Here is a 23,446-nt window from a genome sequence, read left to right as displayed (position 1 = left end):
CGGTGCGCTTCACTCGGGAGAGCCCGCCGGCCACCGCGGCGTCCCTGCTCGCCGACGCGCTGAACCTGTGGCGCGGCGAGCCGCTGGGTGACGTCGCCGGCAACCTGGCGTTCGCCCCCGATGTGGCGCGCCTCGGGGAGTGGCGCGCCCACCTGCTCGCCGACTGGCTGGAACTGCGCCTGTCGCTCGAGCCCGTCGCCGAGCTGCTCCCGGAGCTCGAGCACGCCGCTCGCACGCACCCGCTGCGCGAGCGGATGCAACTGCTGCTCATGCGCGGGCTCCACCGCGACGGGCGGACCGCTGAGGCGTTGGCGGTGGCCGACGGCTACCGGCGCGCGTTGGCCGAGGAGTCCGGGCTCGATCCCGGCCCGGAGATGAGGGAGTTTGCCCAGCGCTTGCGCACCGAGGACGCCAGGACGCCCCGCACCCGGCCGACGGCCTCGCCGACCACGCCGATCGTTCGACGCCGGCACGCGCCGCTGAACCGGTTCGTCGGCCGGTCCGCGGAGCTCGAGCGGCTGGCGGGGGCTGTCGGGTCCCCAGGGCTGGTGACGATTACCGGCCCGGGTGGGGTGGGCAAATCCCGGCTCCTGCGGGAATTCCTCGACCGGCGACCCCACGGGGAAGCGACGGTCCTGGTTGCGCTGGGCGAGGTGCTCGCGCCCGGCGACGTCGCGACGGAGGTCGCGGCGGGGCTCGGGCTGCAGGCGGCGATCGGCGGTGCGGCCGTCGCGGTCGCCGAGGTGATCGGCGCGCAGCCGCTCGTGCTCGGCCTGGACAACTGCGAGCACGTCCTGGCTGCTGTCGGCCGGTTGGCCGGGCACCTGCTGGCGTCGTGCCCGCAGGTCCGGTTGGTGGCGACGTCCCGCCGGCGCCTGGGCGTGCCCGGTGAGCGGGTGCAGCGGCTCGGACCTCTTGCCCCCGCCGAGCAGGTGGAGCTGTTCGTCGACCGGGCGACGCGGCTGCGCAGCGACTTCGACGCCGCCCGTGCGTCGCCCGAGGTGGAGGCGGTGTGCGCCCTGGTCGACGGCCTGCCGCTGGGGGTCGAGCTCGCGGCCGGGCGCGAGGCGGTGTTCGGCGTGACCGCCCTGCGAGAGCGGCTGGCCGGCGGGCTGGCGGTCCTTGAACCCGCGTCCGGCGGGGACAGGGCGACCGCGCTCGGAGCCACCGTGGAGTGGTCGTACCGGCTGCTCGGGCTCGATGCCCGGGCGCTGTTCGATCGCGCGGTCGTCTGCCGCGGGGGTTTCGGGTTCGAGGCCGTCGCCTTCCTCGCTCCGGGCGGCCACGCCGAGGGCGCGCTCGCCGAGCTCGTCGAGGCGTCGATGGTGGTGGTCGACCACGATGTCGACCCCCCGCGGTACCGGGTGCTCGAGACGATGCGCCGGGCGGGCCTGGGGCACCTGGATCCCGGCCGGCGTGAGGACGCGGTCGACGCGCACACGCGGTGGATGCAGGCGCACGTCGAGACCGTTCGCGCGCGACAGGACGAACGCTCTCCCGACGCGGCGCGCCTGCTGCGTCGGGAGAGGGCGAACCTCGCGGAGGCGTTGGCCCACTCGATCGAGCTGCGGGATTGGGACGCCGCGGGCCGGCTCGGGGCGCCCCTGGCGGTCGCGGTGTCCGACGACCCGCACCTTGATCTATTGGCGCAGCTGTCCCGGCTGGAGTCCGCGCCGAGCGACGTGGCCGGGGACGCGGCGCTGTGTCCCCTCGCGGCGGGGGCCGCGGCGTGGCTGGGCGGCGACACCGGGCGCGGCGAGCACCTGCTCACCGCCGCTCTGGAACGGTTGCCGCGGGATCATCCACAGCGCTGGGCCGGGCGGTGGTTCCGGGCGATGACGAGGGTCTACGCCGGCGACACGGCGGCGGTGGAGGCCGACACGGACGAGCTGCTGGGGGATCCGGCGGCGCCGGGCTGGGTCCGCGCCACAGCGATCTGCAACGCGGCGCTGATCTGCCTGTTCACCGGCGACCGCGCGGCCGCGGAGGCGTGGCTGCAGGCCCATGCCGGGCTGCTGGCGGAGGTCGGGGAGGTGGACGGTTTCGTCGCGTACACGCGCGGTGAGCTCGCCGCCGAGACCGACCCGGACGCGGCGTTGGCCTGGTTCGACCTCGCCCACCGCCGCAACGACGAGCGCGGCGACACGTTCAACCGTGAGGTCGCGGGGATCGGACGTGCCGCGGTCCTGCTGCGGCTGGGCCGACACGATGAGGCGGCGGCCGCGCTCCGGGAGCTCCTCGAGTCGCTGCGCCGCCTCGGGATGTGGCCGCAGGTGTGGACCACGCTGCGGTTGGCCGCCGAGCTCCTGGCCGAGCTCGACCATCCCGGGCGAGCCGCGGCGCTGCTCCTGACCCTCGAGCAGCTGGCAGCTGCCTTCCGCGGGTCGGGCGGCATCGACTACGCCACCCTCCCGGCCTCGATGTTCGAGGGCGTCGAGCGCTTCTTCCGCACGGCCTACACCCACGAGATGGCCTCGGTGTGGTTCCCGGCCGTGGAGGGGCTCGTCGAGCGGTTGGAGAGCGGGGCCCGGGTGGCCGACGTCGGCTGCGGCCACGGGCAGTCGAGCCTGCAGGTCGCCGGGCACTGGCCGGCGTGCACCGTCACCGGCTTCGACGTCCACAGGCCGTCGGTCCTCATCGCCCGGGCCGCGGCGATCGAGGCCGGGGTGGACGACCGGGTGGGCTTCGTCGTCGCCGACGCCTCAGAGATCGGCCCGGGGCCCTTCGACGTCGTGCTCTTCTCCGACGCGCTGCACGACATGGGCGACCCGCCGGCGGCCCTCCGGCGCGCCCGTGAGGTCCTCGCCGACGACGGCGTCCTCGTCATCGTCGAGCCCTGGTCGGTCGACCGGCTCATCGACGGCATCGGCAACCCGTCGGTGCGCCTCGACTACGCGATCTCGACGTCGGTCTGCACGCTGGGCTCACTGGCCCAACCCGGGGCCTACGGGCTCGGGACCCAGGGCGGTCCGACGGTGCGACTGCGGCTGCTGAGCGACGCCGGGTTCCGCGACCCGCTGCTCTCCGCCGACACCGGGGCCAACCTTGTCCTCGCGGCGAGGAAGTGAGATGACGACCGTGGACACCGAGACGATCAATCCCGCCGTGGGCGCCCGCGACCTCGCCGTGGTTGCCCGCGGGCTCACCTTTCACGTCCGTGAGCTCGGCAATCCTGCCTCCCCACCGGTCCTGGTTCTTCACGGCATCATGGGCCACGTCCGCGAGTGGGACCCGCTCACCGACGCCCTCGCTGCCGATTTCCACGTCCTCGCGGTCGACCAGCGCGGCCACGAGGAAACCCCCTGGGCTGCCGATTACACCGCCACCGCACTGGCGGACGACGTGGCAGAACTGATCTGCGCGCTCGGCGTCGGTCGGGCCCACTTGGTCGGGCATTCGATGGGTGCCATGGCCGCCTCGCTCTGCGCGGCGCAGCATCCCGACCTCGTCGACCACCTGGTCCTGATCGAACTCCCACCCGACGTGCCCGACACGGAGTTCGCGACGCGAGAGCTGCCCGCGATGCTGACCGCGTTGGCCGGCGCCTCCTACGCCGGCGTGGAGGAGCCGTTCGAGGAGTGGCTCGCCGCGAACCCGCTGGCGAACCCCGGCCACCTGCGCCACTACCTGCGGCACGGCCTCGCGCCTCGGGACGACGGCCGGCTCGCATGGCGCTTCGACGGGCACGGCCTCGCTCGCTTGGTCACCGACGGGGTGACCTCGGCGCAACTGTGGGCTGGTCTCGACCGGCTCACGGCACCAACGTTGTTGATCCGCGGAGAGCACAGTCCCCTGCTCCCGTGGAGCACCGCGCTCGGGATGGTCCGGCGGCTCGGCGGGGGCAGCCTCGTCGAGATTCCAGGCGCGGGCCACGACCTCGGCGTCGAGCAACCGGCGGCGGTGGTCGCGGCAACCTGCGCCTTCCTCCCCGGGCGCACCTGAGAAGCGTGGTCGGGCCCCGGGGCGAACGGCGATCGTCGCCGAGGCCGAGGACGCGCACGGCGTCGCCATCATGGCGGTCGACCCCGACGACCCGACGACCGTCGAGATCCCGGCCTCGGTCGGTGCCATGGAGCCGTGGTCCGGGCGGCGCATCCCGCGGAAGAACTCGATCACCCACGAGGTGGTGGCGAGCGGTCGTCCGTTGGTCATCGCCGATGCCGTGACGGACCCGCGCGCGGCGGGGTGCCGAGCGAGTCCCTGAGGTCGGCCCGGTCGCGGCCGACCCGTCATCGATGGCGACGGAGGGACGCTCGAGGCGGCGCTGATCGTCGCGCGGACCCACGAGCAGGCTCCGTTCGATGACGCGGAGACCGAGATGGTGGGCGTCCTCGCCGCTGAGGCCGGCGCAGCGCTCGCCCTGGTCCGAGCGCGTCACAACCGTGCGCAGCTGCGGCGGTTCGAGGAGAGGGAGGAGCTCGCCACCGAGCTCAACGAACGACGTGCAACGACTCATAGGGGGTCGAGGTCGCCCTGTCGGGCCTGCTGGCCACCTGCCCGGCGCCGGAGACCACCACCGACGACTCACTCGCCAAGTTCGAGGAGGTCAGTGACCTGGTGAAGGACATACGCAGGACGGTCTTCGAGGCGATCAACCACCGGGACCCGCCCGGCACCTCGTTGACAGGCTCCGCTGTCTCCGGCTCCTGCACTGAGCGTGGAGGGCCCGTGCGCATCGGTTTCACCCGTTCGGGACAGGCGCCGGCGCCAGGAAGCGCACTTGGTGCCGTTCGACCAGGTCCAGGAAGGACGCGGGCTCGACGTCCGAGTCTCCTCGCGGCGCCTGCGCTCGGCGGCCAGCGGTACCGCCGACCGATCGGGCGGTGCCCGAAACACAACTGGCGCCTGGTCGATGTTGACCGGCGCGACGAAGGCCATTCGCGACCCGACGCCGCCATTCGGGGTCGACGCGGAGGGCGGCCGTTCGTAGCCTCGCCAGCACGCCCGACGATCCGGCCTCGGAACGAATCGTCCGGTTTCCGGGCTGAGGGGAGCGCGGCTTGCGGGTGGGGATGGCCCTGCTGCTGGCCCGCGCCGGCGCGCGGGTGCAGCTGGTCGAACGCGAGACCTCGCCGGGTGGGGTCTTCCGCGGCGAGGGCCTGATGCCCCTCGGGCTCGACGCTCTCCTGCAGATGGGACTGGCCGAGGTGCTCTCCTCGGCGCCGCAGCGTGTAGTGCGCAGCTGGCGGATCTAGATCGACGGCGAGGAGGTCCTGCGCGTCCCGGAGACCGCCGAGCTCGGTGACCGCGCCTTTCGGGTCGTCTCGCCGAGGGCGCTGCTCGAGGGGGTCCTCCGCGAGGCGTCCTGTCACCCGGACCTGGCCTACGATCCCAGCACGCGATTCACCGGGGTCCTGCGGGACCCGACGGGCCGGGTCGTCGGCGCCCGAGTGGTCCGCAACGGCGGCCACCTGGAGCTGCCGACCGACCTTCTGGTCGGGTGCGACGGGCGCGGCTCCTCGGTCCGCACGCACGCCGGGCTGGCCCTGGCGCCGGCCCGCGAGGCCTACGACGTGCTGTGGTTCAAGGTCTCGCCCCCGCCGGATGAGCTCGAAGCCTGTGACTTCCACATCAGTGTCCGCAGCGGGCAGCACCCGTTGGTTGCCTACACCTCGTGGGACGGCCAGTGGCAGTGCGGGGTGATCATGCCGAAGGGCGGCATGGCCGAGTTCCGAACGGCTGACTGGCTCACACCGGCGCTACGGGCGGCTCCCACCGCGTTCGCCGAGCACGTGCTGGCCCACCGCAACGCGGTGTCTCGTCCGGTTCGGCTGAACGTGACGGTGGGACACGCCCCGTCATGGAGCGCGCCGGGGGTGTTGGTCCTCGGCGACGCCGCGCACCCGATGTCGCCGGTCCGGGCTCAGGGCATCAACCTCGCGCTACGGGACGCCGTGGTGGCCGCGAACCACCTCGGGGGCTTGGCGGCGGGTCGTCCGACGCCCGATGCGGTCAACCAGGCGTGCGCGGCGATCCAGGCCGAGCGCGAGCCCGAGATCCTGCGCGCGCAGCGCCTACAGCGCCGGGAGGCGAGGGGACAGGGCGACGCCCGGGCGGGCACATGGAGATTCACCCTCGCCAAACGGGGCGCACGCGCCGTCGGCCGATACCGGTGGGCCCAGCGCGCGTGGCTGAGCCGCCAGCGCGGTCTGCGCTTCGGGACGACCCGTGTGGTGCTCGACGCTCTGCCCGACACATGAGCCACGTGCCTGCGCCCCGGCCGCGTGCCAAGTGTCGTACGCGACGACCTGGCTCGCGCCGCACCTGCCCCGGCTCCAGGCCGAGCACCCGAGATCGACCTCCGACTGGTGTGCTCGGTCTGGTGAAAGCCTTGTAAGAAGCCTCGTCCCTGGCGATGGTCGACATCCACCAGGGCGGCGGGGCCTGGCCCGGCGTCCACGCCCAGCTGTGCATCACTACGACGCCGTCGTCGTCTACGGACCCGGCCACCTCGAGCGCTGGGGGCCGATCGGCGACGCCGCCGACCGCGCTGCACGACCCCGCATCCAGGTCCTCGGCGTCGACGACGTCTGGCAACGCCTGCTGCGCGCGAACCGACGAGCCCTCCGCCGGGCCGGGCGACCACCGTCGACTCCACCATCGCCGCCCTGGAACTGGTCATCGCGGGTGAAGCGTGCGCCGTGGTTTCCGAACGCTTCGCCCGCACGCCGTGCCGTGCGGGGCGGGTCGTTCTGAGCCTCGCGCAGTCCTTCCCCATGCGTCAGGCCCACTACCTGCTAAGACCCTCGGCGCCCCCGCTCCCCATCGACGCACGCGCGGACCTTCGTCGCCTGGCTCGCCCGCCTCGGCCGGGAGCACCCTCGTCCTCGTACCGTCCGCTCCCTCGCTGTTAGGGAACGGGCCGGTCAGCACAGGTCCCGCCGTGTGTAGCCGACGAGGCCGGCCAGACCGAGGATGACCCCGATGCATGTCAGGATGGCCACCCCCGCCCGGTCCGGCGGCTGGTCGGGGACGGCGGCGAGGTGGGCGAACGGGGAGATCGTGGCGACCCAGGCTGGAGCGCCGGAGCTCTCCGCGGTGACGTGCAGGAGGAAGCCGCCGACGGCGGGCAGCGCGCCGAGCGCGGCGACCGCTCGCGGGACCCACCCCAGGGCGGCGACTGCCGCCCCGAGGCAGAGCACCGCCACGGGGAGGACGTTGAGCGTGCCGGAGAGTGCGGCGGGCCACGTGAGAGGCGCACCGACGATCGCGGCACCGAGCGTGCTCGCCGTCGCGGCCGTGACCGCGAGCCCCACCGCGCCGAGCAGGGTGGCGACCACCTCGGCGAAGAGCAGGGTGAGACGGCGGACCGGTCCGGTGAGCAGCAGCCACAGCCGCCCGGCCACCTCGTCGTGGGCGAGCGCGGCCATCCGCACCGCGACGAACGCCCCGAGCGGGATGGCCAGCAGGGCGAACAACGAAGCGACGTAGCCCTCGACCCTCACGAGCCCCCCGAACCCCGCGGCGTCGGCCAGGGCGGCGAACCGTGGGTTGTCGCGCAGGAACGCGGGCATCGACGCCGCGAGCAGCCCGATGAGCAGGAACCAGGCGGCGATGCCCGTCGCCCACCCGAGGAACGGTCGTGTCGCCCGGCGCAGCGCGAACGTCCACAGGGAGCCGAGCAGCCACCGACGGGGGCGACGGTGGGTGGGCGTGGAGAACCAGGCGCCGCGGACGTCGCGACGCGCGGCGAGCACCGGGGCCAGGCCGATCGGGACCACGGCGAGGACGCCGAGCACCACCAGCGGGAGCGGATCATCCTCGCTGTAGGGACGGGTGAGAGCGACCAGACCAAAGGGCGTCGCCCACCGCGCCCACGCCAGGGCCTCCACACCGTCACCGACGACGCGGGCGAGCAGGGCGAGGCCGAGGACCGCCGCACTCGCCCCCGCGGCCGCGCCGCGGGAGGACAGCAGCTGGGCGGTCACCGCACCCGTGCCCGCGAAGACGGCCCCCACGAGCGCCAGCCCCAGGCCGTGCAGCACAGCTCCGGTCGCTGCGGTGCCTGCGGCCACCAGGGCGCCAGCCGCCGCCGCACCGGCGAGGACGTCGGCGGCCACGAACACCGCGAGGTGGCGCGACACGATCGCGGGTAGACTCACGCGGCCCGCCAGCAGGAGGTCCCAGCGTCCGGCGTCCTCCTCGCCGCGGGTCACGCTCACGACACCCAGGAAGCTCCACGCGGCGAGGACGACCGCCAGGGCAGTCCCGGTGCGCCAGACCGTGAAGCCGCCGGCGCTGTCCAGAGCCACCGGCTCCCCGAACAGGGTGCGGATCGCCGGGCTCCCGGCGAGCGCGGCCAGGGCCTGCGCGTCGAGGTCGTCGCCGACCGTCGCCCGATAGCCGGTCGCCACCACGGCCGTCATCGCCCCGGCGAGCAGCACGACGACCAGCGCGCCGCGCCAGGTCTGTCGCACGGCCAGGTGGACGACCGCGCGGGCGGCGCCGCGCCCGGCGCGGGTCGTGTGCCGGGGCGAGGCCGAGGGCGCCGACACAGTCGTGGCGGCGGCAAGGTCGGTCACGACCCACCGGTCCCGTAGTAGGTGAGGAACACGTCCTCGAGGCTCGGTTCCGTGATCCGCAGCGTCGTCACGTCGGTCGCGGCGAGGGCGGCCATCGCCGCGCCGGGCGGACCGCTGAGCAGGAAGCGGACCCGGCCCTCACCGAGTGCCTCGAGGCCGTCCACCCCCGGGACCGCCTCGAGGGCGGGCACGACGCCGGCGAAGCTCGCCTCGACCTCGCTGCGGTGCAGGCGGCGCAGATTCGCCATCCGGGCGACCTCGACGAGCCGGCCCGACCGCAGCACTGCGACGCGGTCGCAGAGGGCCTCGACCTCGTTGAGCTGGTGGGAGCTGAGCAGCACGGACTGCCCGTTCTCCCGTGCTTCGCGCACCACGGCGCGGAACACCTGTTCCATGAGCGGGTCGAGCCCGCTGGTGGGCTCGTCGAGCAGCAGCAACGGCGCCCGGGTGGCGAACGCCGCGACCAGGGCGACCTTCTGACGGTTGCCCGTCGAGTAGGTGCGCGCCGGACGGTCGACGTCCAGCTCGAAGCGGGCCACGAGCTCGTCACGGTAGGCGCGGTCGGTGCCCGGCCCGATACGGGCGAGTAGCTCCAGGCACTCCGCGCCGGTCATCCCCGGCCACAACGCCACGTCCGCCGGCACGTAGGCCAGCAGCCGGTGCGCGGCCTCGACGTCGCCGGCGGCTCGATCGAAGATCCACGCGCGTCCCGACGTGGGCCGGGCGAGGCCGAGCAGTAACCGCACGGTGGTCGACTTGCCGGCACCGTTCGGACCGAGGAGCCCCAGCACCTCACCGACCGCGACCTCGAGGTCCAGCCGGTCGAGTGCTGTGATGCGCCCGTAGCGCTTGGAGAGGTCCACCGTGCGCAGCGCGGGTCCGGACATGGGGTGCTCCCTGGTCAGCAGGATCACGTGTGCCGACCAGGCTTCCCGGCGCTCCACCGAGGACGGTACGCCCGCCGATGACGGGCGGGAAGACTCCTCGGCGCCGCGCCGGGCCGCCCCGAGGAGGCCTTGACCAGCGGTCGGCCCGGAGTACCGTCCGCCTCGGTGTGCCGGGAAGCCTGGTCGGCGTCCCTGTCGGATATCCCGGACGGAGCGCACCATGGGCACCCTCACCGTCGGCCGGACCGTCGTGGATCTCGCCGAGGTGGACTCGACGCGAACCGACCTCGTCGGCGGCAAGGCCGCGGGGCTGGCGGCGCTGGTCCGCGCCGGCGAGCGCGTGCCGTCCGGGTACTGCGTTACGGCTCCGGCGCAGGAGGGCGCAACGGAGACCGTCGGTGTCGCGGTGCGCCGGGAGATTGTGGAGGCCTACCGGCGTCTCGGCGCGGGACCGGTCGCGGTGCGGTCGAGCGCCACCGCCGAGGACCTGCCGCACGCCAGCTTCGCCGGCCAGCACGAGACCGTCCTGGACGTCCGGGGCGAGGCCGCGCTGATCGACGCCGTGGAGCGGTGCTGGGCGTCGTTGACCGGTGAACGCGCGGTCGCCTACCGCGAGGCGACGCCCGTCGGCGGGCCGGTGGCGATGGGTGTCGTGGTGCAGCGCATGGTCGAGCCGGCCGCGGCCGGCGTGATGTTCACCGCCAACCCGATCACCGGGTGCCGCACGGAGATGGTCATCGACGCCGTGCCCGGGCTCGGTGATGCCGTCGTCGACGGCAGCGTGAGCGCGGACCACTACGTCCTGCCGGAGGGGCGGCCGGTCGAGGAGGCGGGCGGTTGCCTTGACCCGCACCGGCTCGCGGAGCTGCGGGCCGCCGGCGAGCGGCTGCAGCGCCTCGCCGGCGCCCCCCAGGACGTCGAGTGGGCGTTCGACCGCGACGGCGTGCTCTGGCTGCTCCAGAGCAGGGCGATCACCACGTTGTTCCCGCTGCCCCGGGCACCCCGCCCCGGCGACCGCGTCTACCTCGAGGCCGGGCACATGCAGGGCATGCTGCGGCCGTTCACGCCGATGGGCATGTCCGCGATGCGGGTCGCGACGGCGCAGTACCTGGAGAGCATCGGCGTCCCGAGCGACCCGTTCGGCCACCCCCTGATCGTCGACGTGGCCGGACGCATGTACCTCGACATGACCAGCGTGGTCCGTTGGGGCCGCGTCCGGACCCGGCTCCCGGCCGCCATGACGATCTACGGCCCACGCGTGACCGCGGCCCTCGAGCGCGTGCTCGAGGACCCCCGTTTCGCTCCGGTGCGGGGCCGGCCCTTCCGGTGGCGGGCGGTGGCGCCGGTCGCCGCCCGGGTGGCGCCGGGCCTCCTCGTCGGGTTGGTCGGGGCTCTCGCCCGGCCACGTCGCGCCCGGGCCCGGGCGATGCGCGCGGCGGCGCAGGTCCGGCACGACAGCCGGCCGCCCGCGGGCCTCGCCGACGCCGCCGACCGCGTCCGCTTCGCGATGGCGGTCCAGGGCGCCTTCCTGCGGGCTGGGATGGGCGACATGCTCGGGCCGATCTACGCGATGATGGTCTGCCGATCGGCGGCGCTGGCCCTGCTCGCGGGCGTGGCCACCGAGAGCGAGGTCGACGAGACATTGCGGGGGATGTCGCACAACGTCACCACCGAGATGGACCTGGCCCTGTGGCGGCTGTCCGCGGACGCGGGCGAGCACCGCGACCTGCTCCTCGCGACCACACCCGCCGAGCTCGCCGCCCGTTACCGCGCCGGGGCGCTGCCCGACCTCGGGCTCGACGAGTTCCTGGCCCTGTACGGGCACCGCAGCGCCGCCGAGATCGACGTCGGCGTGCCGCGCTGGAGCGAGGACCCGACCCCCGTGTTCGCCGCGATCGCGAACTACCTGCGCCTCACCGATCCCACCCAGGCACCGGACCGGCGCTTCGCCGCCGCGTCCCGCGAGGCGGAGGCGAAGATCGACGAGCTGGTGCGTCGGGCCCGCCGCACCCGCCCGGTCCGGGCCGTCGGTGTCGCGTTCTTCCTCCGCCGGTCCCGGGCCCTCGCCGGGCTGCGTGAGCTGCCCAAGTTCACGTGGCTCCATGCCTTCGCCGAGATGCGCCGCCAGCTCCTCGCGGTCGGGGAGGAGCTCTACGGACGCGGGCTGCTGGATCGGGCCGACGACATCGTGTTCCTCGATCTCCGGGAGGCCCGCGACGCCGTGGACGGCGTGGACCTGCGGGCGCTCGTCGGCGACCGCCGCCGCGAGTACGCGCGGGAGAGCGGGCGGCGGAGCGTCCCCGGGCTCCTGCTGTCCGACGGCACCGTGCCCGAAGCCCTCGCCCCGGCCGGCCCGGCCGCGGACGGGAGCCTGGTCGGGGCCGCCGCCGCGCCAGGGGTCGCGGTCGGACGGGCGCGCGTCGTGCTCGACCCCGGCGAGGCGCACGTCGAGCCAGGGGAGATCCTCGTCGCCCCGACCACGGACCCCGGCTGGACGCCCCTGTTCATGACGATCGGCGGCCTCGTCACCGAGACCGGGTCACCCATGGCTCACGGTCCGACGGTGGCCCGGGAGTACGGCATCCCCGCCGTCATCTGCGTCCGCGACGCGACCCAGCTGATCAGGACCGGACAGGTCATCAGCATCGACGGCGCCGCCGGCACCGTCGTGGTCGAGGAAGGCGACTGACGCCGACTGACGTCGGCGGGCGCGCAGCGCGGCCTCACCAGAGGCGACCCGGCAGGTCCTTGGTCAGCTCGGCCAGCTCGGCCGTGTCACCGCGGCGTGCGCCGAGACCGCGCGGCTGTCGAACTCCGCGAGGCTCAGCCGCCCCTGTCCGAGCGCGCGGTGAGCCGTTCGACGACCAGCTCGCGCTCGCGATGCGACGCGCGGACGTCGTCCTGGTGAGCCGGTTCCATCTGTGGACCTCCAGCGGCTCGGCTGAGGGCACGGACAGCAGGACCTCAACTCGACCGCTCCACGCTCAGTCGTTTCTTAGACACGAGGAGCACACTCGACAGCGGAGTGCCGGGAAGTCTGGTCGGCGTCGCCGTTGTCGCGCGCCGAACGGGACGGGTCGTACCTGTCGCCCCACCTCGATGCGTCCTCGACGGTGATGCCTCTGCACATCGACGGGGTGGGTTCATGAACAGCGTACTGATCGTGCTCTTAGTGGCCGTGCTGGCGGGTCTGCTGCTGGTCGCGTCGAGCGTGCGGATGGTCCAGCAGTACGAACGGGGAGTCGTCCTGCGCTTCGGACGTTTGCTGCCCCAGGTCCGGCAGCCGGGCCTCCGGGTGATGGTCCCGATCGCGGACCGCATGCGGAAGGTCCCGGTGCAGACAATCGTGCTGGACGTCCCGTCGCAGGGGACGATCACGCAGGACAACGTCACGATCGGGGTCGACGCGGTCGTCTACTTCCGGGTGGAGGACCCGGTCCGCGCGGTGATCAACGTGGACCACTACCTGCAGGCGACGTCGCAGGTGGCCCAGACGTCGTTGCGGTCGGTCATCGGTCGGGCCGACCTCGACACGTTGCTCTCCGACCGGGACCGCATCAACGCCGAGCTGCGCGACGTCATCGACGCTCCCACCGAGGACTGGGGAATTCACGTCGACCGCGTGGAGATCAAGGACATCTCCCTGCCCGAAGGGATGCGCCGCTCGATGTCCCGCCAGGCCGAGGCCGAGCGCGACCGGCGCGCTCGGGTGATCAACGCCGACGGCGAGCTGCAGGCCTCGGCCAAGCTGTCTCAGGCCGCCGCGGCCATGGGGGAGACCCCGGGGGCCCTGCAGCTGCGGCTGCTCCAGACCGTGACCGACGTGGCCTCGGACAAGAACAGCACGCTGGTGATGCCGTTCCCGGTGGAGATGCTGCGCTTCTTCGAGCACGCCGGCGGTACGTCGAAGGGTGACGCCCCCACGGGCGGACCTCGGGAGCTCGCGGAAGACCTCCCCACGGTCGGCCTCCCACCGGCCGCGCCGGAGCCTGCTGAGCAGGCGGACCACCGGTAGGACGGCGCAGCGGCGGCGCGGAGGTCAGAGCATGCCGCGCCGCATCGCCCACAACGCGGCGCCGAGCGGGCCGACCAGCACCATCACCGCGACCAGGCCGCCCAGCCATCCGCTCGGCAACAGCAGCACGGCCAGGACGACGACCACCACGACCTGGATGATGAGGTCCCGCACGCGGGGGCTCACGCGGCGCCGCGGGGGCAACGACGCCGCGAGGTGGTCGAACCACTCCGGATCGTCACGTCGGGTGTCGGCGGCGAGCCTCGACAGCGCGGCCTGCTCCCGTTCAGTGAGCGGACGCGAAGGTTCAGGTGGTGTCGGTGCTGCTGCGCCGGTGGTCATCGGTCGCCGTCCTCGGTTCGTGCTCACTCCCGTCACGCCGACCAGACTTCCCGGCACACCACGCACCAGTGTGCCTCCTCCCGCCGTGAAACCCCAGCGAAGTGCCTTCGCACGGATTGTCGAACGTGGGGAACTTGTCCGGTTCTGGCTCGGGGGCGCGTGGTGCGGTGACGAGTGGAGGGCGCGATGAGCGAGGTCCAGACGGATGCGCCCACGGCGGGTCCGAAACCCGGAGCCCGGATCAAACCGATCGTCTTCTACGGGTCCGCCGCGGTGACGCTCGCGGTCGCGATCTGGGCGATCATCGCTCCGACGTCGGCCGCGGACACCATCGGCGCCGTGGTGAGCTGGACCTCGGAGTGGTTCGGCTGGTTCTACATCCTGCTGACCACGCTGGTCCTGGTGTTCGTGATCGTCGTGGGCGCCTCCCGCCTCGGGCGGACCCGGCTCGGGCCGGAGCACTCGCGACCCGAGTTCAGCACGTTCGCGTGGGCGTCGATGCTGTTCGCCGCCGGCATCGGCACCGATCTGATGTTCTTCGCCGTCGTCGAGCCGGTCACCCAGTACCTGACGCCGCCACGCGGCGAGGGCGGCACCCTGCTCGCGGCCGAGGACGCGACGGTGTGGACGCTGTTCCACTACGGGATCAGCGGCTGGGGGCTCTACGCGCTGATGGGCATGTCGCTGGCCTACTTCGCCTACCGCCGCAACCTCCCGCTCGCGATCCGGTCGGCGTTGTATCCCATCTTCGGCAAGCGGATCCACGGCGGCATCGGCACCGCCGTCGACCTCGCCGCCGTACTCGGGACGATCTTCGGTGTCGCGGCGTCGCTCGGGATCGGGGTGGTACTGCTCAACTACGGGCTCACCTTCCTGTTCGGGATCCCGGAGGGCACGGGGGCCCAGATCGGGCTCGTGGCCCTCGCCGTGGTCATGGCCACCGTGTCGGCCGTCAGCGGGGTCGACCGCGGCATCAAGCTGCTGAGTCAGCTCAACGTGCTGCTCGCGATCGGGCTGGCCCTGTTCCTGCTGGTCGCCGGGAACACGGTGTTCCTGCTCAACGCGCTCGTGCAGAACGTCGGTGACTTCGTCAGCTCCTTCCCCGCACTGACGCTCGAGACGTTCGCCTACGACCAGCCCGTCGACTGGCTCAGCTCCTGGACGCTCTTCTTCTGGGCGTGGTGGATCGCCTGGGCGTCGTTCGTGGGGCTGTTCCTGGCCCGCATCTCCCGGGGCCGCACCATCCGCCAGTTCGTGGCCGGGACGCTGATCATCCCGTTCACCTACATCGTCATGTGGATCTCGATCTTCGGAAACAGCGCGATCGAGATCATCCGCAACGGCGACGTGGCCTTCGGGCAGAACACCCTGGACAACAACGCGCAGGGCTTCTACCAGCTGCTTGCGCAGTACCCGGCGGTGCCGTTCATCGCCGGGGTCGCGACCTTCGTCGGCCTGCTGTTCTACGTGACCTCGGCCGACTCGGCGGCCCTCGTCATGGCCAACCTGAGCTCCCACCTGAAGACCCCGCAGTCGGACGGCTCGCGGCCGGTGCGGATCTTCTGGGCCGTGGCCACCGGTCTACTCACGGTGGGGATGCTGGCCGTGGGCGGCGTGCCCGCGCTGCAGAACGCCACGATCATCATGGGCCTGCCCTTCGCGTTCGTGCTCCTGCTGGTGATGTACGGCCTCTACAAGGCGCTGCGGTGGGCGGCCGCCGGGGGACGTCGGCCGCCGCCGCAACGGTCGGGCGGGAACGGGTCGCCCCTCGACGCCCGGGAGGTGGTCGTAGAATTGGGACTCGTCGCACGCGGCGGGCAGCAGCTTCGAGGTCGAGGACTGCACGCCGATGCCGATGACGCGCTTGTCCATCTCGCGCAGCTTGTGCATCAGCGAGGACATGCACGCGGCAGCCAGCAGTACGCCCTGCGGTCGTCCATCTCGGGTCGCAGCCCGGCCGACGGGCACCACCACGGTGGGCTGGGGTGGCGGCAGCAGTTGGACCGGGCGATGTCGTTCCCCGGGAAGGACCGTGCGGAGGAGTTCCTGGAGGAGGTGGCGTTCCCGGCCGTGGAAGAGGTGGCCACGCACCTGCGAGAGCGCTGCGTCGAGGCCGAGGCGCGGACGGACCGCGACGCGGACGGCACGACGATCGTCGAGCTGGTCGCCGAGCTGGGGGAAGGGCATCAGTTCCTGTACCGGATCCGGCCGCGCGAGGTCTCCATCCCCGTCTACGGCCACGCCGTCCTGAAGGACACCGACACGTACTGCCGCCTCGAGGTGCACCTCCAGGCTGGCGGCCAGGACTACGACGTCATGGGCTACACGTACGGGCAGCTCACCGACGACATCCTCGATGAGTACGAACGGCACCTGGAGTACGTCCGCATCCAGCAGTTCAGCAGCTGAGTGACCGCTAATCGTCCTGGGTTACGTCGTCGGTCGCGCCGCGCTCGGGGTCGAGGTGCGTCGTCGTCTGCGGCTGACAGTCGTGATCGACCCCGGCCTGAGGGGCCATCGACGCGCCCAGGTCGACGTGCTCGGCGACGGTGAGCAGCCCAGGGGTCGGGGCGTGGTGGCGTACGCCGACGCCGACCGAACGCAGGAGGCTGGCGACCGTGTCGAGGTTGGCGGCGAGGTCGGTGGCCGGGGTCTTGTAGGCGGTCTCGGTCAGGTCGGCCTCGGTGGTGCCGACTCGGCGGACGTTGAGCGCCTGCGTGGCTTCGCGGAGAGCGGCGTTCGCGCTGGTGTGGGTCTCCGAGGTGCGCATGAGCTGTCCCCTCGCGATGATGATCGCGTTCTGGGTCGAACCCCGTCGTGGTGGAGGCCATTTGCCATGGTGCCTTCGCTTCCCTCGTGCGTGCGGCGACGCGTACGGGCTACGCGGCGGACGAGGCGGCGCTCGAGCTCGCTCTCGACGCCCGGCGAGCTCTGCAGGTCCTGACCGTTCGTTGCGGGCTCCTCGCACGGGCGCTGGCCGGGGGCGGCTCAGGGGGCGGACATGAGCGGTCGCCGTCCGGGAGATCGCCGATCAGATCGCGCAGGTTGCCCAGCGGGCTCATGGCGCACCTCTCCACATCGGGTTCGTTCGTCTCGGGTCGCCGGGGATCCGCCCCCACAGGGCACCACGAGCATCGCCGCCACCGGCTTGCAACGACCTGACGATCTTCGGGACCTCGTCCGGGGCTCGGTCCGTCTCATCAGCACGGGCGCGGCCAAGGCGAACGAGTCGGGTGCTGACGGCGTGAGCGCCCGTCGTCTTGCGATCCCCTGACGTCCGGCGACGGCGGTGGCGCCGCAGGTGCCGCGGGCGGTGGACTCGACCGGACGACGAGGAGTGGAGCGAGGCATGCGCACCGCCGGCCCGGCACGACGCCGGTTCTCGCGCGCCGTCGTCCGGGCGCCGATCCTCGTCTACCGCTGTGGCCTGGGCTGGGTGTTCGGCAGGCGTTTGGTGCTGCTGACCCACGTCGGGCGCCGGTCGGGGCGGCCGCGGCAGGTGGTGCTCGAGGTCGTCGGACGAGGCTCGACACCCGGCTCGTACATCGTCGCGTCGGGCTACGGGTCGCGCGCGCACTGGTACCGCAACGTGCTCGCCCACCCCGAGGTCACCTATCAGGTCGGCCGTCGACGGCGGGACGGCTGGGCGTACCCGTTGCCGTCGGCAGAGTCGGGTCGGCGACTCGCCGAGTACGCGGGGCGGCGGCCCCGCAGCGCGGCTGCCCTGATGCGGATGCTCGACCGCGACGTGGCCGGCTCGCGGGCGACCTACGAGCGCCTCGGCGCCGACGACGAGGCAGGCGTGCCCCTCGTCCTGCTCGCCGCGACTCCGCCACCGGCCCGCGAACGACGACCGGCCCGAGAGAGGACCTCGCCGTGATCCGCTATCTCCGCGAGCACACCAGCCCGCCGGTGTTCCTCTCGTCGGCGATGATCGCGCTCGCGCTCGTGTTGTGGGGCGTGCTGTCGCCGGCATCGCTGTCGTCGGCGGCGAGCGCGGTGAACGCCCTCATCGTCACGAACTTCGGCTGGCTCTACATCTTCAGCGCCAGCGGGTTCCTGGTCTTCGTCGTCATGCTCATGGCGTCGCGGTACGGACGCATCCGTCTCGCGCCCGCCGACTCGACGCCGGAGTACGGCACGACGTCGTGGTTCGCGATGTTGTTCACCGCGGGGATGGGCATCGGTCTCGTGTACTACGCGGTCAGCGAGCCGGTCAGCTACTTCCAGGAGCCGCCGGTCGACCCGGGCGGCGGCCCTGAGGCCGCGACGAACGCGATGTTCCTGACGTTCTTCCACTGGGGCCTGCACCCGTGGGCGATCTACATCGTGCTCGGCCTGGCGCTCGGGTACTTCGCGTTCCGCAAGGGCCTGCCGCTTCGCCCGGCGTCTGCGCTCTACCCGCTGCTCGGGGACCGCATCAACCGCTGGCCGGGCTTCGTGGTCGACGTCCTCGCGGTGTTCGGCACCCTGTTCGGCCTGGCCACCTCGCTCGGTCTCGGTGCCCAGCAGGTCGGTGCCGGCCTGGAGACGCTGTTCGGCATCAGCAACACCACACCGCTGCAGATCGTGCTGATCCTCGGGATCACCGCGATCGCGGTGACCTCGGTGATGCTCGGCATCGACAGGGGCATCCGGAACCTGTCGCTGATCAACTTGTGGCTCGCGTTCGCGTTGATGGTGTTCGTGTTCGCGTTCGGGCCGACCCGGAACCTGCTCAACACGACGGTCAGCAATGTGGGGACCTACCTGCAGGACCTGCCGGTCCAGAGCTTCCAGACCTACCCCGGCAATCCCGCGGCGCAGGAGTGGCAGGCCAGCTGGACGCTCTTCTACTGGGGCTGGTGGATCTCCTGGTCGCCGTTCGTCGGCATGTTCCTGGCGCGCATTTCCTACGGGCGCACGATCCGCTCGTTCATCGGCGGGGCGCTGTTCGCGCCGGTCGGCGCGTCCATGGTGTGGCTGACCGTGTTTGGCGAGTCGGCGCTGAACGCGCTGCAGCAGGACCCGGCCAACCCGCTGGCCCAGGCGTCCACCGACACCGGGATGTTCGTGCTGCTCCAGCAGCTGCCGGTCGGGGCGATCGCCGCCGCCCTCGCATCGGTGGTCGCGATCATCGTGGTGGTGCTCTTCTTCGCGACCTCGTCGGACTCCGGCTCCCTCGTGGTCGACATCCTCACCAACGGCGGCGACCCGCGCCCGCGCTGGCAGCAGCGCCTGTTCTGGGCAGTGATGGAGGGCGTGATCGCGGCGGTGCTGCTCGGCGCCGGTGCGGTCAGCGGTGCCGACGCCCTCAGCGCCCTGCAGACCGCCTCGATCCTCGCCGGACTGCCGTTCTGCCTCGTCCTGATCGCGATGTGCGTGGGGCTGGTCAAGGCGCTGTCGACCGAGCGGTTCGTCGTGCGGTTCCCGTCCGAGGCGTCCCCGATGCCGGGCCTGCGGGCCGCGGCCCGGCCGGCAGGTGCGGTGCTGAGCACAAGGGGCGCCGGCGAGGGCAGGCACCGCGAGGACACATCGGCGCTCGAGGAGCCCGCCGATGGCGCGGGCCTCGACGACGAAGAGGTCGACCCGTCGCTGGCGGAGACCACGGTCGCCGAGTTCTCGCAGGTCCCGGCGGCGTCGTCGCGGCAGGACTGATCTACAGGAGACACCGACGCTCGAGGAGGAGCGATGGAGCAGGAGAACCGGCGCGCCGCGGAGCGCGCCCACGACAACGTCGGGCTGCCCGACGAATACTACGACGACGAGGGCCGTCCTGCGGCCGCCCGTGCTCGGGAGGCCGATCCCCCGGAGCGGCGGCGTGAGCACACCTCGCGGTCGGACGACGAGGCGTCCGGGGAGGGCTGAGGGCGTCACCGGTGCAGCGGCGGGGATCGACGCCACGGCTGATGTCGTCAGCCAACTGCAAGGTGCGGAGCGGGGTCGCGGGCCCCTGTGGTTGAGAAGGTCCGGGCGTGGATCCGTCGCACGGGGCGTGGCGTCAGCCGCGCGTGGGCGGGCAGAGGCCCGACGGACTCCCGCTGGCGCGCGGAGCTCGGCCGGCCCGGCGGATGAACCCCGCGGTCCCGGGATCACCCCGACCGAGCAAATCCTCGTCGGCCCTCGGCGCGGACCGGACCTCGCCCGGTCGGGGGGCCTTCCCGCCGGTCGACGGCGAGCCCCGGGGGTGCCACCGGTACCTCGGGACGTTCCGCTCCTGTCCTCACCGCGGACCCGGCCGCCCCAGCTGCCGACAGCTCCGCGTGCGCGAACTCTCCCGTTCGTCGCGACGGCCGTCGGCGCCCTCGCCGTCGGTGTGCTGATCGGTGTGCTGGTCGCCTGGGCCATCGGGGCGGCGGCCGGCCCGCTCCGACCCGGCGGCGACGCGGTGCCTGCCCGGGTGGACCACGAGCCCACCGCCGACGTCGGGCGGGCGCCTCAGCCATGGCCTCCCTGATCCCGCCGATCTCCGTGAGGAATCGGGAGGCGGCGCCGGGCCAGCGCGGCGGCGGGGTGCTCGATCGGGTCGTAGCTCGCCGGGGCCCGCACCATGCCGGCCAGCAGCGCCGCCTGGGGCACGGTGAGCTCTGCGGCGGTCGTCGCGAACCAGGTCCGGGCGGCGGCCTCGATGCCGTAGGCGCCGCGGCCGAAGTAGACGAGGTCCAGGTAGCGGGCCAGGATGGCGTCCTTGTCGAGGCGGTCCTCGACGCGGTGGGCGAGCCGGACCTCGGTCAGCTTGCGCGCGACGGTGTCGGCGGTGGCGACGCGGCGTTCCTCCGCGGTGTCGGCGAGCGTGTAGAGCCGCTGGTTCTTGACGTACTGCATGGTGATCGTTGACGCGCCCTGGCCCTCCAACGGCGTGCGGCTGTCCAGTCGTCGTGTTACCGCCGATCGGTCGTCTAGATGACCTTGTTTGAGCCTTGCCAGCTCTTGCTGCGCCCGGCCCAAGGTCCTCGTGGCGGCGGCTCGCGGTCAGTGAGGCCGGGCGTGGCTGAGCAGCCATCGAGCGCAGGGTTGAAGTCGGCGCGGCCTCTCCAAGGATGAGGGCCGCAGTCCAAGATTCGCGTCCGGCGGGCGTCCTCCTCAGCTCGCGGGAGTGGAAGGCTTGACGACGATGCAGGGCGCTATGTGTGAGCCGCTCTCGCTGCGTGCGCACGGTCGGGTGTCAAGGGCCGCACTAGATCGCGACGTGCGCGCGGCGTGGCATTCACGCGCGGAACCGCACGCGGCTCGTGGTGCGGGTCGTGGTGCGAAAGACCCGCTATGGGTGGGGCATGGTGCGGACCGAGAGATCGAGGCCGACACTGTTGTTGCTGGTAGAGCATGCAGTGGCCGGGTAGCGGTGATCTTTTAATCCGTTGATTGTGGGTTCGAGTCCCACGGGGCCCACCCCATCCAACCGCGGGCTTGCGTTGCGCTGCGCGCCTGACCAGCACGTCGATGCGCGACGAGGCGCGCTGGGGAAGGTCGTCCCACAGGCGGGACGGCACGTCGCTGCGGTGCGGAATACGTCTCGACGATCTCTGAAGGTCGCGGCCTTCTCCTGTCGTTGCGCCGGAAGGGCGGCCGGCCACAGGTAGGACTCGCTCCGACCGACGAGCGCGGCAAGGGCTCCCCGATGGTCCCAGCCTTGGTGTCGAAGTCGGGGGGTTTCGTTCGTCGAGGAGGTGAGAGCACGCCGACCCGCGAAGGGAGCCGATCATGACCACGACGACCCACGAGCCGCTCAGTCAACCGTGATCGCGCGGTCCTGCGCGCGGTGGCGGGCGGTCGCTGCCGGCACTCCGGGGAGATCGGCACGCCGCTGCTCGTCGACGGCGTCTACTGCGCCGACCAGCTCGTCGGTCACCGGCTCGCGGCCGCCGGGCTCATCGCCGAGGAGCCCGGCCCGGGCGTCCCGAGGATCACCGACAGCGGTCGGGCGGTCCTCGCCGCCGCGTAGCGCGGGGCGGCCCAGCGGCTCACTGCTGGGCGAGACCGGCCGGCGCGAGTCGCTCCGAGAGCACGCGGTCGACCGCGGCGGCGCCCGAACCCGACCAGAGCAGGAACACCATCGTGAGCAGCAGCAACGGCGCGACGCCGAGGTGGAACGCGCCGCCCACCTGGACGCCCGCGGTCGCGACGGCACCCGCCATGTTCGCGGCCAGCCCCAGCGCGGCCAGGCGGGTCGCCACGCCGAGTACGAGCATCAGCCCGGCGACGAGCTCGAGGGTGCCGACGAGGTAGACGATCGCACTCGCGTCGGGGAGCCCGTAGCGGACGAACTCGGCGAGCTCCTCCTCGTGGCGCAGGAACTTCGGCAGCGAGAAGAGCACGAACACCGCCCCGGCGACGATGCGCAGTGCGGCGGTGGCCGACGCGGCACGGCCCTGGACACGGGTCGTCAGGAATCGCTGGATCCCGCGGGGCCGTGGAAGGTCGACGTTCCCGTTGCCGCTCATCACGTTCTCCCGCCTCTCGGATCCCCGCGAGCCGCGGTCAGCGTCGTCGTCCGGGTACCGGTGAGCAAGAGAGTGCGCTGCGCGGTGACGGGTCAGCGCGCGCGGATGCGGTTGTTGCGGCTGTTGTGCTCGAGCTCGGCGAGACCGAGGGCTTCGAGGACGGGAGGGACGTAGTTGCCGAAGCGGCCGCGCAGTCCCTTCTTCAGGCCGTACCACCCGCCGACAGGGTTGTCGGCCGACCGCCCCCACGCCTCGACCGTGTCGGGCTTCGCCGGCTTCTGCTCGTCGGCGTTGCCCAGCGGCATCCAGTCCCTGCGGGCGACCAGCATCTGGTGCAGGTCGTCGATGCAGCGCAGGTGGTAACGAAGCTCGGTCGTCCCGACCCTCACCACCAGGGCCGGGGGAGCCGCCTGCGGGTCACGGTAGCTCTCGAACTGCGAGGTGCCCGGTGGTGTGGACAGCACCCAGGGGTCCACCGGGGTTCCCGATCCTTCGACGTCGACAGCGGTCATGGTCACGTCACCTTCTCCGCGGGGGAATCGATCGCTCCGGCACGCTAGACGCGGTGGGTGACATCTCTTGTCACTCACTTCGCAGGGCGGCACACTCAACCAATGCGCGCCGGCCGGTTGGTGGCCCTGGTGTCGTTGCTGCAGAGCCAGGGGCGCCTCACCGGCGCGGAGCTCGCCGCACGCCTGGAGGTGAGCCGGCGCACGGTGTTGCGCGACATCGAGGCTCTTTCCGAGGCTGGCGTGCCGATCTACTCGACGCACGGGCCCCGCGGCGGGTTCGCGTTGCTCGACCAGCACCTGCCGCTCCCCGCGGTCGGCTTTGGTTGGCGGGCACCACGGCGGCAGCCCCGGCGGGCATGCGCGCTGATAGCGCCGCAGGGCGCCACGATGGCGGCGGTGCTCGGCCGCCTGCAGCCCCTCCGGTCGCGATCTGACGCCGTCGCCGACACCCGCGGGTGGACGGAGGTCAGCTTCCGGTGGCACTCCCTCGAGTACACCGCGGCCGACGTGCTCTCCCTCGGGCCTCTGATCGAGATCACGCATCCACCGGAACTGCGAGACAGCGTCGCCGCCCTCGCCGGCCGCACGCACGCGCTCTACGGCCCGGCCGCAGACACACAGCAGCGGCCCGGCTTGCGCTGAAGCGGCCGAGCAGGTCGCCCGCTCCGGTCAGAGCGCCAGCGTGACACGGCTCGCGATAAGGGACACGGGCCAAAGCGACGGCGGCTCGACGGGCTGCCACTCGCGA

At 72.6% G+C, this 23,446-nt stretch carries 20 protein-coding genes; 13 read left to right on the top strand and 7 right to left on the bottom strand.

Annotated elements, in window-relative coordinates; translation table 11 throughout:
- The first annotated feature begins 2 nt into the window (after positions 1-2).
- The 5 genes from PHK61_RS15640 to PHK61_RS15620 all read left to right on the top strand — a co-directional run bounded on the left by PHK61_RS15640 (position 3) and on the right by PHK61_RS15620 (position 6,200).
- Positions 3-3,068 (top strand): BTAD domain-containing putative transcriptional regulator, encoded by a 3,066-nt coding sequence (locus PHK61_RS15640; protein WP_274281922.1) that lies wholly within the window; start codon positions 3-5, stop codon positions 3,066-3,068.
- Between the two features lies 1 nt (position 3,069).
- Positions 3,070-3,942, top strand: coding sequence for an alpha/beta fold hydrolase (locus tag PHK61_RS15635; RefSeq protein WP_274281921.1), 873 nt, complete (start codon positions 3,070-3,072; stop codon positions 3,940-3,942).
- Between the two features lie 70 nt (positions 3,943-4,012).
- Positions 4,013-4,204 carry a GAF domain-containing protein gene (locus tag PHK61_RS15630; protein WP_274281920.1) on the top strand — a complete coding sequence of 64 codons (192 nt, stop codon included), beginning with the start codon at positions 4,013-4,015 and terminating at the stop codon, positions 4,202-4,204.
- Positions 4,205-5,000: 796 nt separating this feature from the next.
- The gene (locus tag PHK61_RS15625; RefSeq protein WP_274281919.1) at positions 5,001-5,195 is read left to right on the top strand and encodes an NAD(P)/FAD-dependent oxidoreductase; all 195 of its coding nucleotides are present in this window, start codon (positions 5,001-5,003) and stop codon (positions 5,193-5,195) included.
- On the top strand, positions 5,196-6,200 hold the full coding sequence (locus PHK61_RS15620; protein WP_337993968.1) for an FAD-dependent monooxygenase: 1,005 nt from the start codon (positions 5,196-5,198) through the stop codon (positions 6,198-6,200).
- A gap of 666 nt (positions 6,201-6,866) precedes the next feature.
- Here the strand turns inward: PHK61_RS15620 and PHK61_RS15615 are convergent.
- Positions 6,867-8,522, bottom strand: a complete 1,656-nt coding sequence (locus PHK61_RS15615; RefSeq protein WP_274281918.1) for a polyketide antibiotic transporter — start codon at positions 8,520-8,522, stop codon at positions 6,867-6,869.
- Positions 8,519-9,409 (bottom strand): ABC transporter ATP-binding protein, encoded by an 891-nt coding sequence (locus PHK61_RS15610; RefSeq protein WP_274281917.1) that lies wholly within the window; start codon positions 9,407-9,409, stop codon positions 8,519-8,521. The genes PHK61_RS15615 and PHK61_RS15610 overlap by 4 nt, the downstream gene beginning before the upstream one ends.
- Positions 9,410-9,629: 220 nt before the next feature.
- On the opposite strand from PHK61_RS15610, the gene PHK61_RS15605 reads away from it, so the two are divergent.
- Both PHK61_RS15605 and PHK61_RS15600 read left to right on the top strand, forming a co-directional pair.
- The gene (locus PHK61_RS15605; RefSeq protein WP_274281916.1) at positions 9,630-12,098 is read left to right on the top strand and encodes a PEP/pyruvate-binding domain-containing protein; all 2,469 of its coding nucleotides are present in this window, start codon (positions 9,630-9,632) and stop codon (positions 12,096-12,098) included.
- Positions 12,099-12,554: 456 nt separating this feature from the next.
- Complete coding sequence (locus PHK61_RS15600; RefSeq protein WP_274281915.1) at positions 12,555-13,424, top strand: slipin family protein; 870 nt, start codon at positions 12,555-12,557, stop codon at positions 13,422-13,424.
- A 24-nt stretch (positions 13,425-13,448) separates the two neighbouring features.
- Here the strand turns inward: PHK61_RS15600 and PHK61_RS15595 are convergent, their stop codons facing one another.
- Positions 13,449-13,766, bottom strand: a complete 318-nt coding sequence (locus PHK61_RS15595) for a DUF3040 domain-containing protein (protein ID WP_274281914.1) — start codon at positions 13,764-13,766, stop codon at positions 13,449-13,451.
- 186 nt (positions 13,767-13,952) lie between these two features.
- Here PHK61_RS15595 and betT point away from each other — a divergent pair, with 186 nt between their 5' ends.
- On the top strand, positions 13,953-16,175 hold the full coding sequence (gene betT / locus PHK61_RS15590; protein WP_274281913.1) for a choline BCCT transporter BetT: 2,223 nt from the start codon (positions 13,953-13,955) through the stop codon (positions 16,173-16,175).
- 7 nt (positions 16,176-16,182) lie between these two features.
- Here betT and PHK61_RS15585 read toward each other — a convergent pair whose 3' ends face one another.
- Positions 16,183-16,536, bottom strand: a complete 354-nt coding sequence (locus tag PHK61_RS15585) for a hypothetical protein (protein ID WP_274281912.1) — start codon at positions 16,534-16,536, stop codon at positions 16,183-16,185.
- A 579-nt stretch (positions 16,537-17,115) separates the two neighbouring features.
- Between PHK61_RS15585 and PHK61_RS15580 the strand changes: the two genes are divergently transcribed.
- Genes PHK61_RS15580 through PHK61_RS15570 form a run of 3 tightly spaced genes read left to right on the top strand, consistent with a single transcriptional unit; the run spans position 17,116 to position 19,613 of the window.
- Positions 17,116-17,646 carry a nitroreductase family deazaflavin-dependent oxidoreductase gene (locus PHK61_RS15580; protein WP_274281911.1) on the top strand — a complete coding sequence of 177 codons (531 nt, stop codon included), beginning with the start codon at positions 17,116-17,118 and terminating at the stop codon, positions 17,644-17,646.
- A complete protein-coding gene (locus PHK61_RS15575; protein WP_274281910.1) occupies positions 17,643-19,403 on the top strand; it encodes a BCCT family transporter in 1,761 nt (586 codons plus the stop codon). Before PHK61_RS15580 ends, PHK61_RS15575 begins: the two co-directional genes overlap by 4 nt.
- Before the next feature lie 33 nt (positions 19,404-19,436).
- Complete coding sequence (locus tag PHK61_RS15570; protein WP_274281909.1) at positions 19,437-19,613, top strand: hypothetical protein; 177 nt, start codon at positions 19,437-19,439, stop codon at positions 19,611-19,613.
- Between the two features lie 570 nt (positions 19,614-20,183).
- On the opposite strand, the gene PHK61_RS15565 is transcribed toward PHK61_RS15570, so the two are convergent.
- Positions 20,184-20,600, bottom strand: coding sequence for a transglycosylase domain-containing protein (locus PHK61_RS15565; RefSeq protein WP_274281908.1), 417 nt, complete (start codon positions 20,598-20,600; stop codon positions 20,184-20,186).
- A 904-nt stretch (positions 20,601-21,504) separates the two neighbouring features.
- Here PHK61_RS15565 and PHK61_RS15560 point away from each other — a divergent pair.
- Positions 21,505-21,687, top strand: a complete 183-nt coding sequence (locus PHK61_RS15560) for a hypothetical protein (RefSeq protein ID WP_274281907.1) — start codon at positions 21,505-21,507, stop codon at positions 21,685-21,687.
- A gap of 19 nt (positions 21,688-21,706) precedes the next feature.
- Here PHK61_RS15560 and PHK61_RS15555 read toward each other — a convergent pair whose 3' ends face one another.
- Positions 21,707-22,186, bottom strand: a complete 480-nt coding sequence (locus tag PHK61_RS15555) for a DoxX family protein (RefSeq protein WP_274281906.1) — start codon at positions 22,184-22,186, stop codon at positions 21,707-21,709.
- Positions 22,187-22,278: 92 nt separating this feature from the next.
- Positions 22,279-22,698 (bottom strand): DUF6855 family protein, encoded by a 420-nt coding sequence (locus tag PHK61_RS15550; RefSeq protein ID WP_274281905.1) that lies wholly within the window; start codon positions 22,696-22,698, stop codon positions 22,279-22,281.
- 102 nt (positions 22,699-22,800) lie between these two features.
- Here PHK61_RS15550 and PHK61_RS32055 point away from each other — a divergent pair, with 102 nt between their 5' ends.
- The gene (locus PHK61_RS32055) at positions 22,801-23,340 is read left to right on the top strand and encodes an HTH domain-containing protein (protein ID WP_420791396.1); all 540 of its coding nucleotides are present in this window, start codon (positions 22,801-22,803) and stop codon (positions 23,338-23,340) included.
- The last annotated feature ends 106 nt before the right edge of the window (positions 23,341-23,446 follow it).

The organism is Actinomycetospora lutea, assembly GCF_028737205.1.
In the GTDB taxonomy this organism is placed as follows: domain Bacteria; phylum Actinomycetota; class Actinomycetes; order Mycobacteriales; family Pseudonocardiaceae; genus Actinomycetospora; species Actinomycetospora lutea.
The sequence above is the reverse complement of the archived record's forward strand: the minus strand, read 5'-3'. Positions and strand labels throughout refer to the sequence as shown.

What these genes read in the sequence shown, in the direction of transcription:
- PHK61_RS15635 (WP_274281921.1), top strand. Translation starts at nt 3,070, where the DNA reads ATGACGACCGTGGACACCGAGACGATCAATCCCGCCGTGGGCGCCCGC.
- PHK61_RS15630 (WP_274281920.1), top strand. Translation starts at nt 4,013, where the DNA reads ATGGCGGTCGACCCCGACGACCCGACGACCGTCGAGATCCCGGCCTCG.
- PHK61_RS15610 (WP_274281917.1), bottom strand. Translation starts at nt 9,409, where the DNA reads ATGTCCGGACCCGCGCTGCGCACGGTGGACCTCTCCAAGCGCTACGGG.
- PHK61_RS15605 (WP_274281916.1), top strand. Translation starts at nt 9,630, where the DNA reads ATGGGCACCCTCACCGTCGGCCGGACCGTCGTGGATCTCGCCGAGGTG.
- PHK61_RS15600 (WP_274281915.1), top strand. Translation starts at nt 12,555, where the DNA reads ATGAACAGCGTACTGATCGTGCTCTTAGTGGCCGTGCTGGCGGGTCTG.
- PHK61_RS15595 (WP_274281914.1), bottom strand. Translation starts at nt 13,766, where the DNA reads ATGACCACCGGCGCAGCAGCACCGACACCACCTGAACCTTCGCGTCCG.
- betT (WP_274281913.1), top strand. Translation starts at nt 13,953, where the DNA reads ATGAGCGAGGTCCAGACGGATGCGCCCACGGCGGGTCCGAAACCCGGA.
- PHK61_RS15585 (WP_274281912.1), bottom strand. Translation starts at nt 16,536, where the DNA reads ATGCGCACCTCGGAGACCCACACCAGCGCGAACGCCGCTCTCCGCGAA.
- PHK61_RS15580 (WP_274281911.1), top strand. Translation starts at nt 17,116, where the DNA reads ATGCGCACCGCCGGCCCGGCACGACGCCGGTTCTCGCGCGCCGTCGTC.
- PHK61_RS15570 (WP_274281909.1), top strand. Translation starts at nt 19,437, where the DNA reads ATGGAGCAGGAGAACCGGCGCGCCGCGGAGCGCGCCCACGACAACGTC.
- PHK61_RS15555 (WP_274281906.1), bottom strand. Translation starts at nt 22,186, where the DNA reads ATGAGCGGCAACGGGAACGTCGACCTTCCACGGCCCCGCGGGATCCAG.
- PHK61_RS15550 (WP_274281905.1), bottom strand. Translation starts at nt 22,698, where the DNA reads ATGACCGCTGTCGACGTCGAAGGATCGGGAACCCCGGTGGACCCCTGG.
- PHK61_RS32055 (WP_420791396.1), top strand. Translation starts at nt 22,801, where the DNA reads ATGCGCGCCGGCCGGTTGGTGGCCCTGGTGTCGTTGCTGCAGAGCCAG.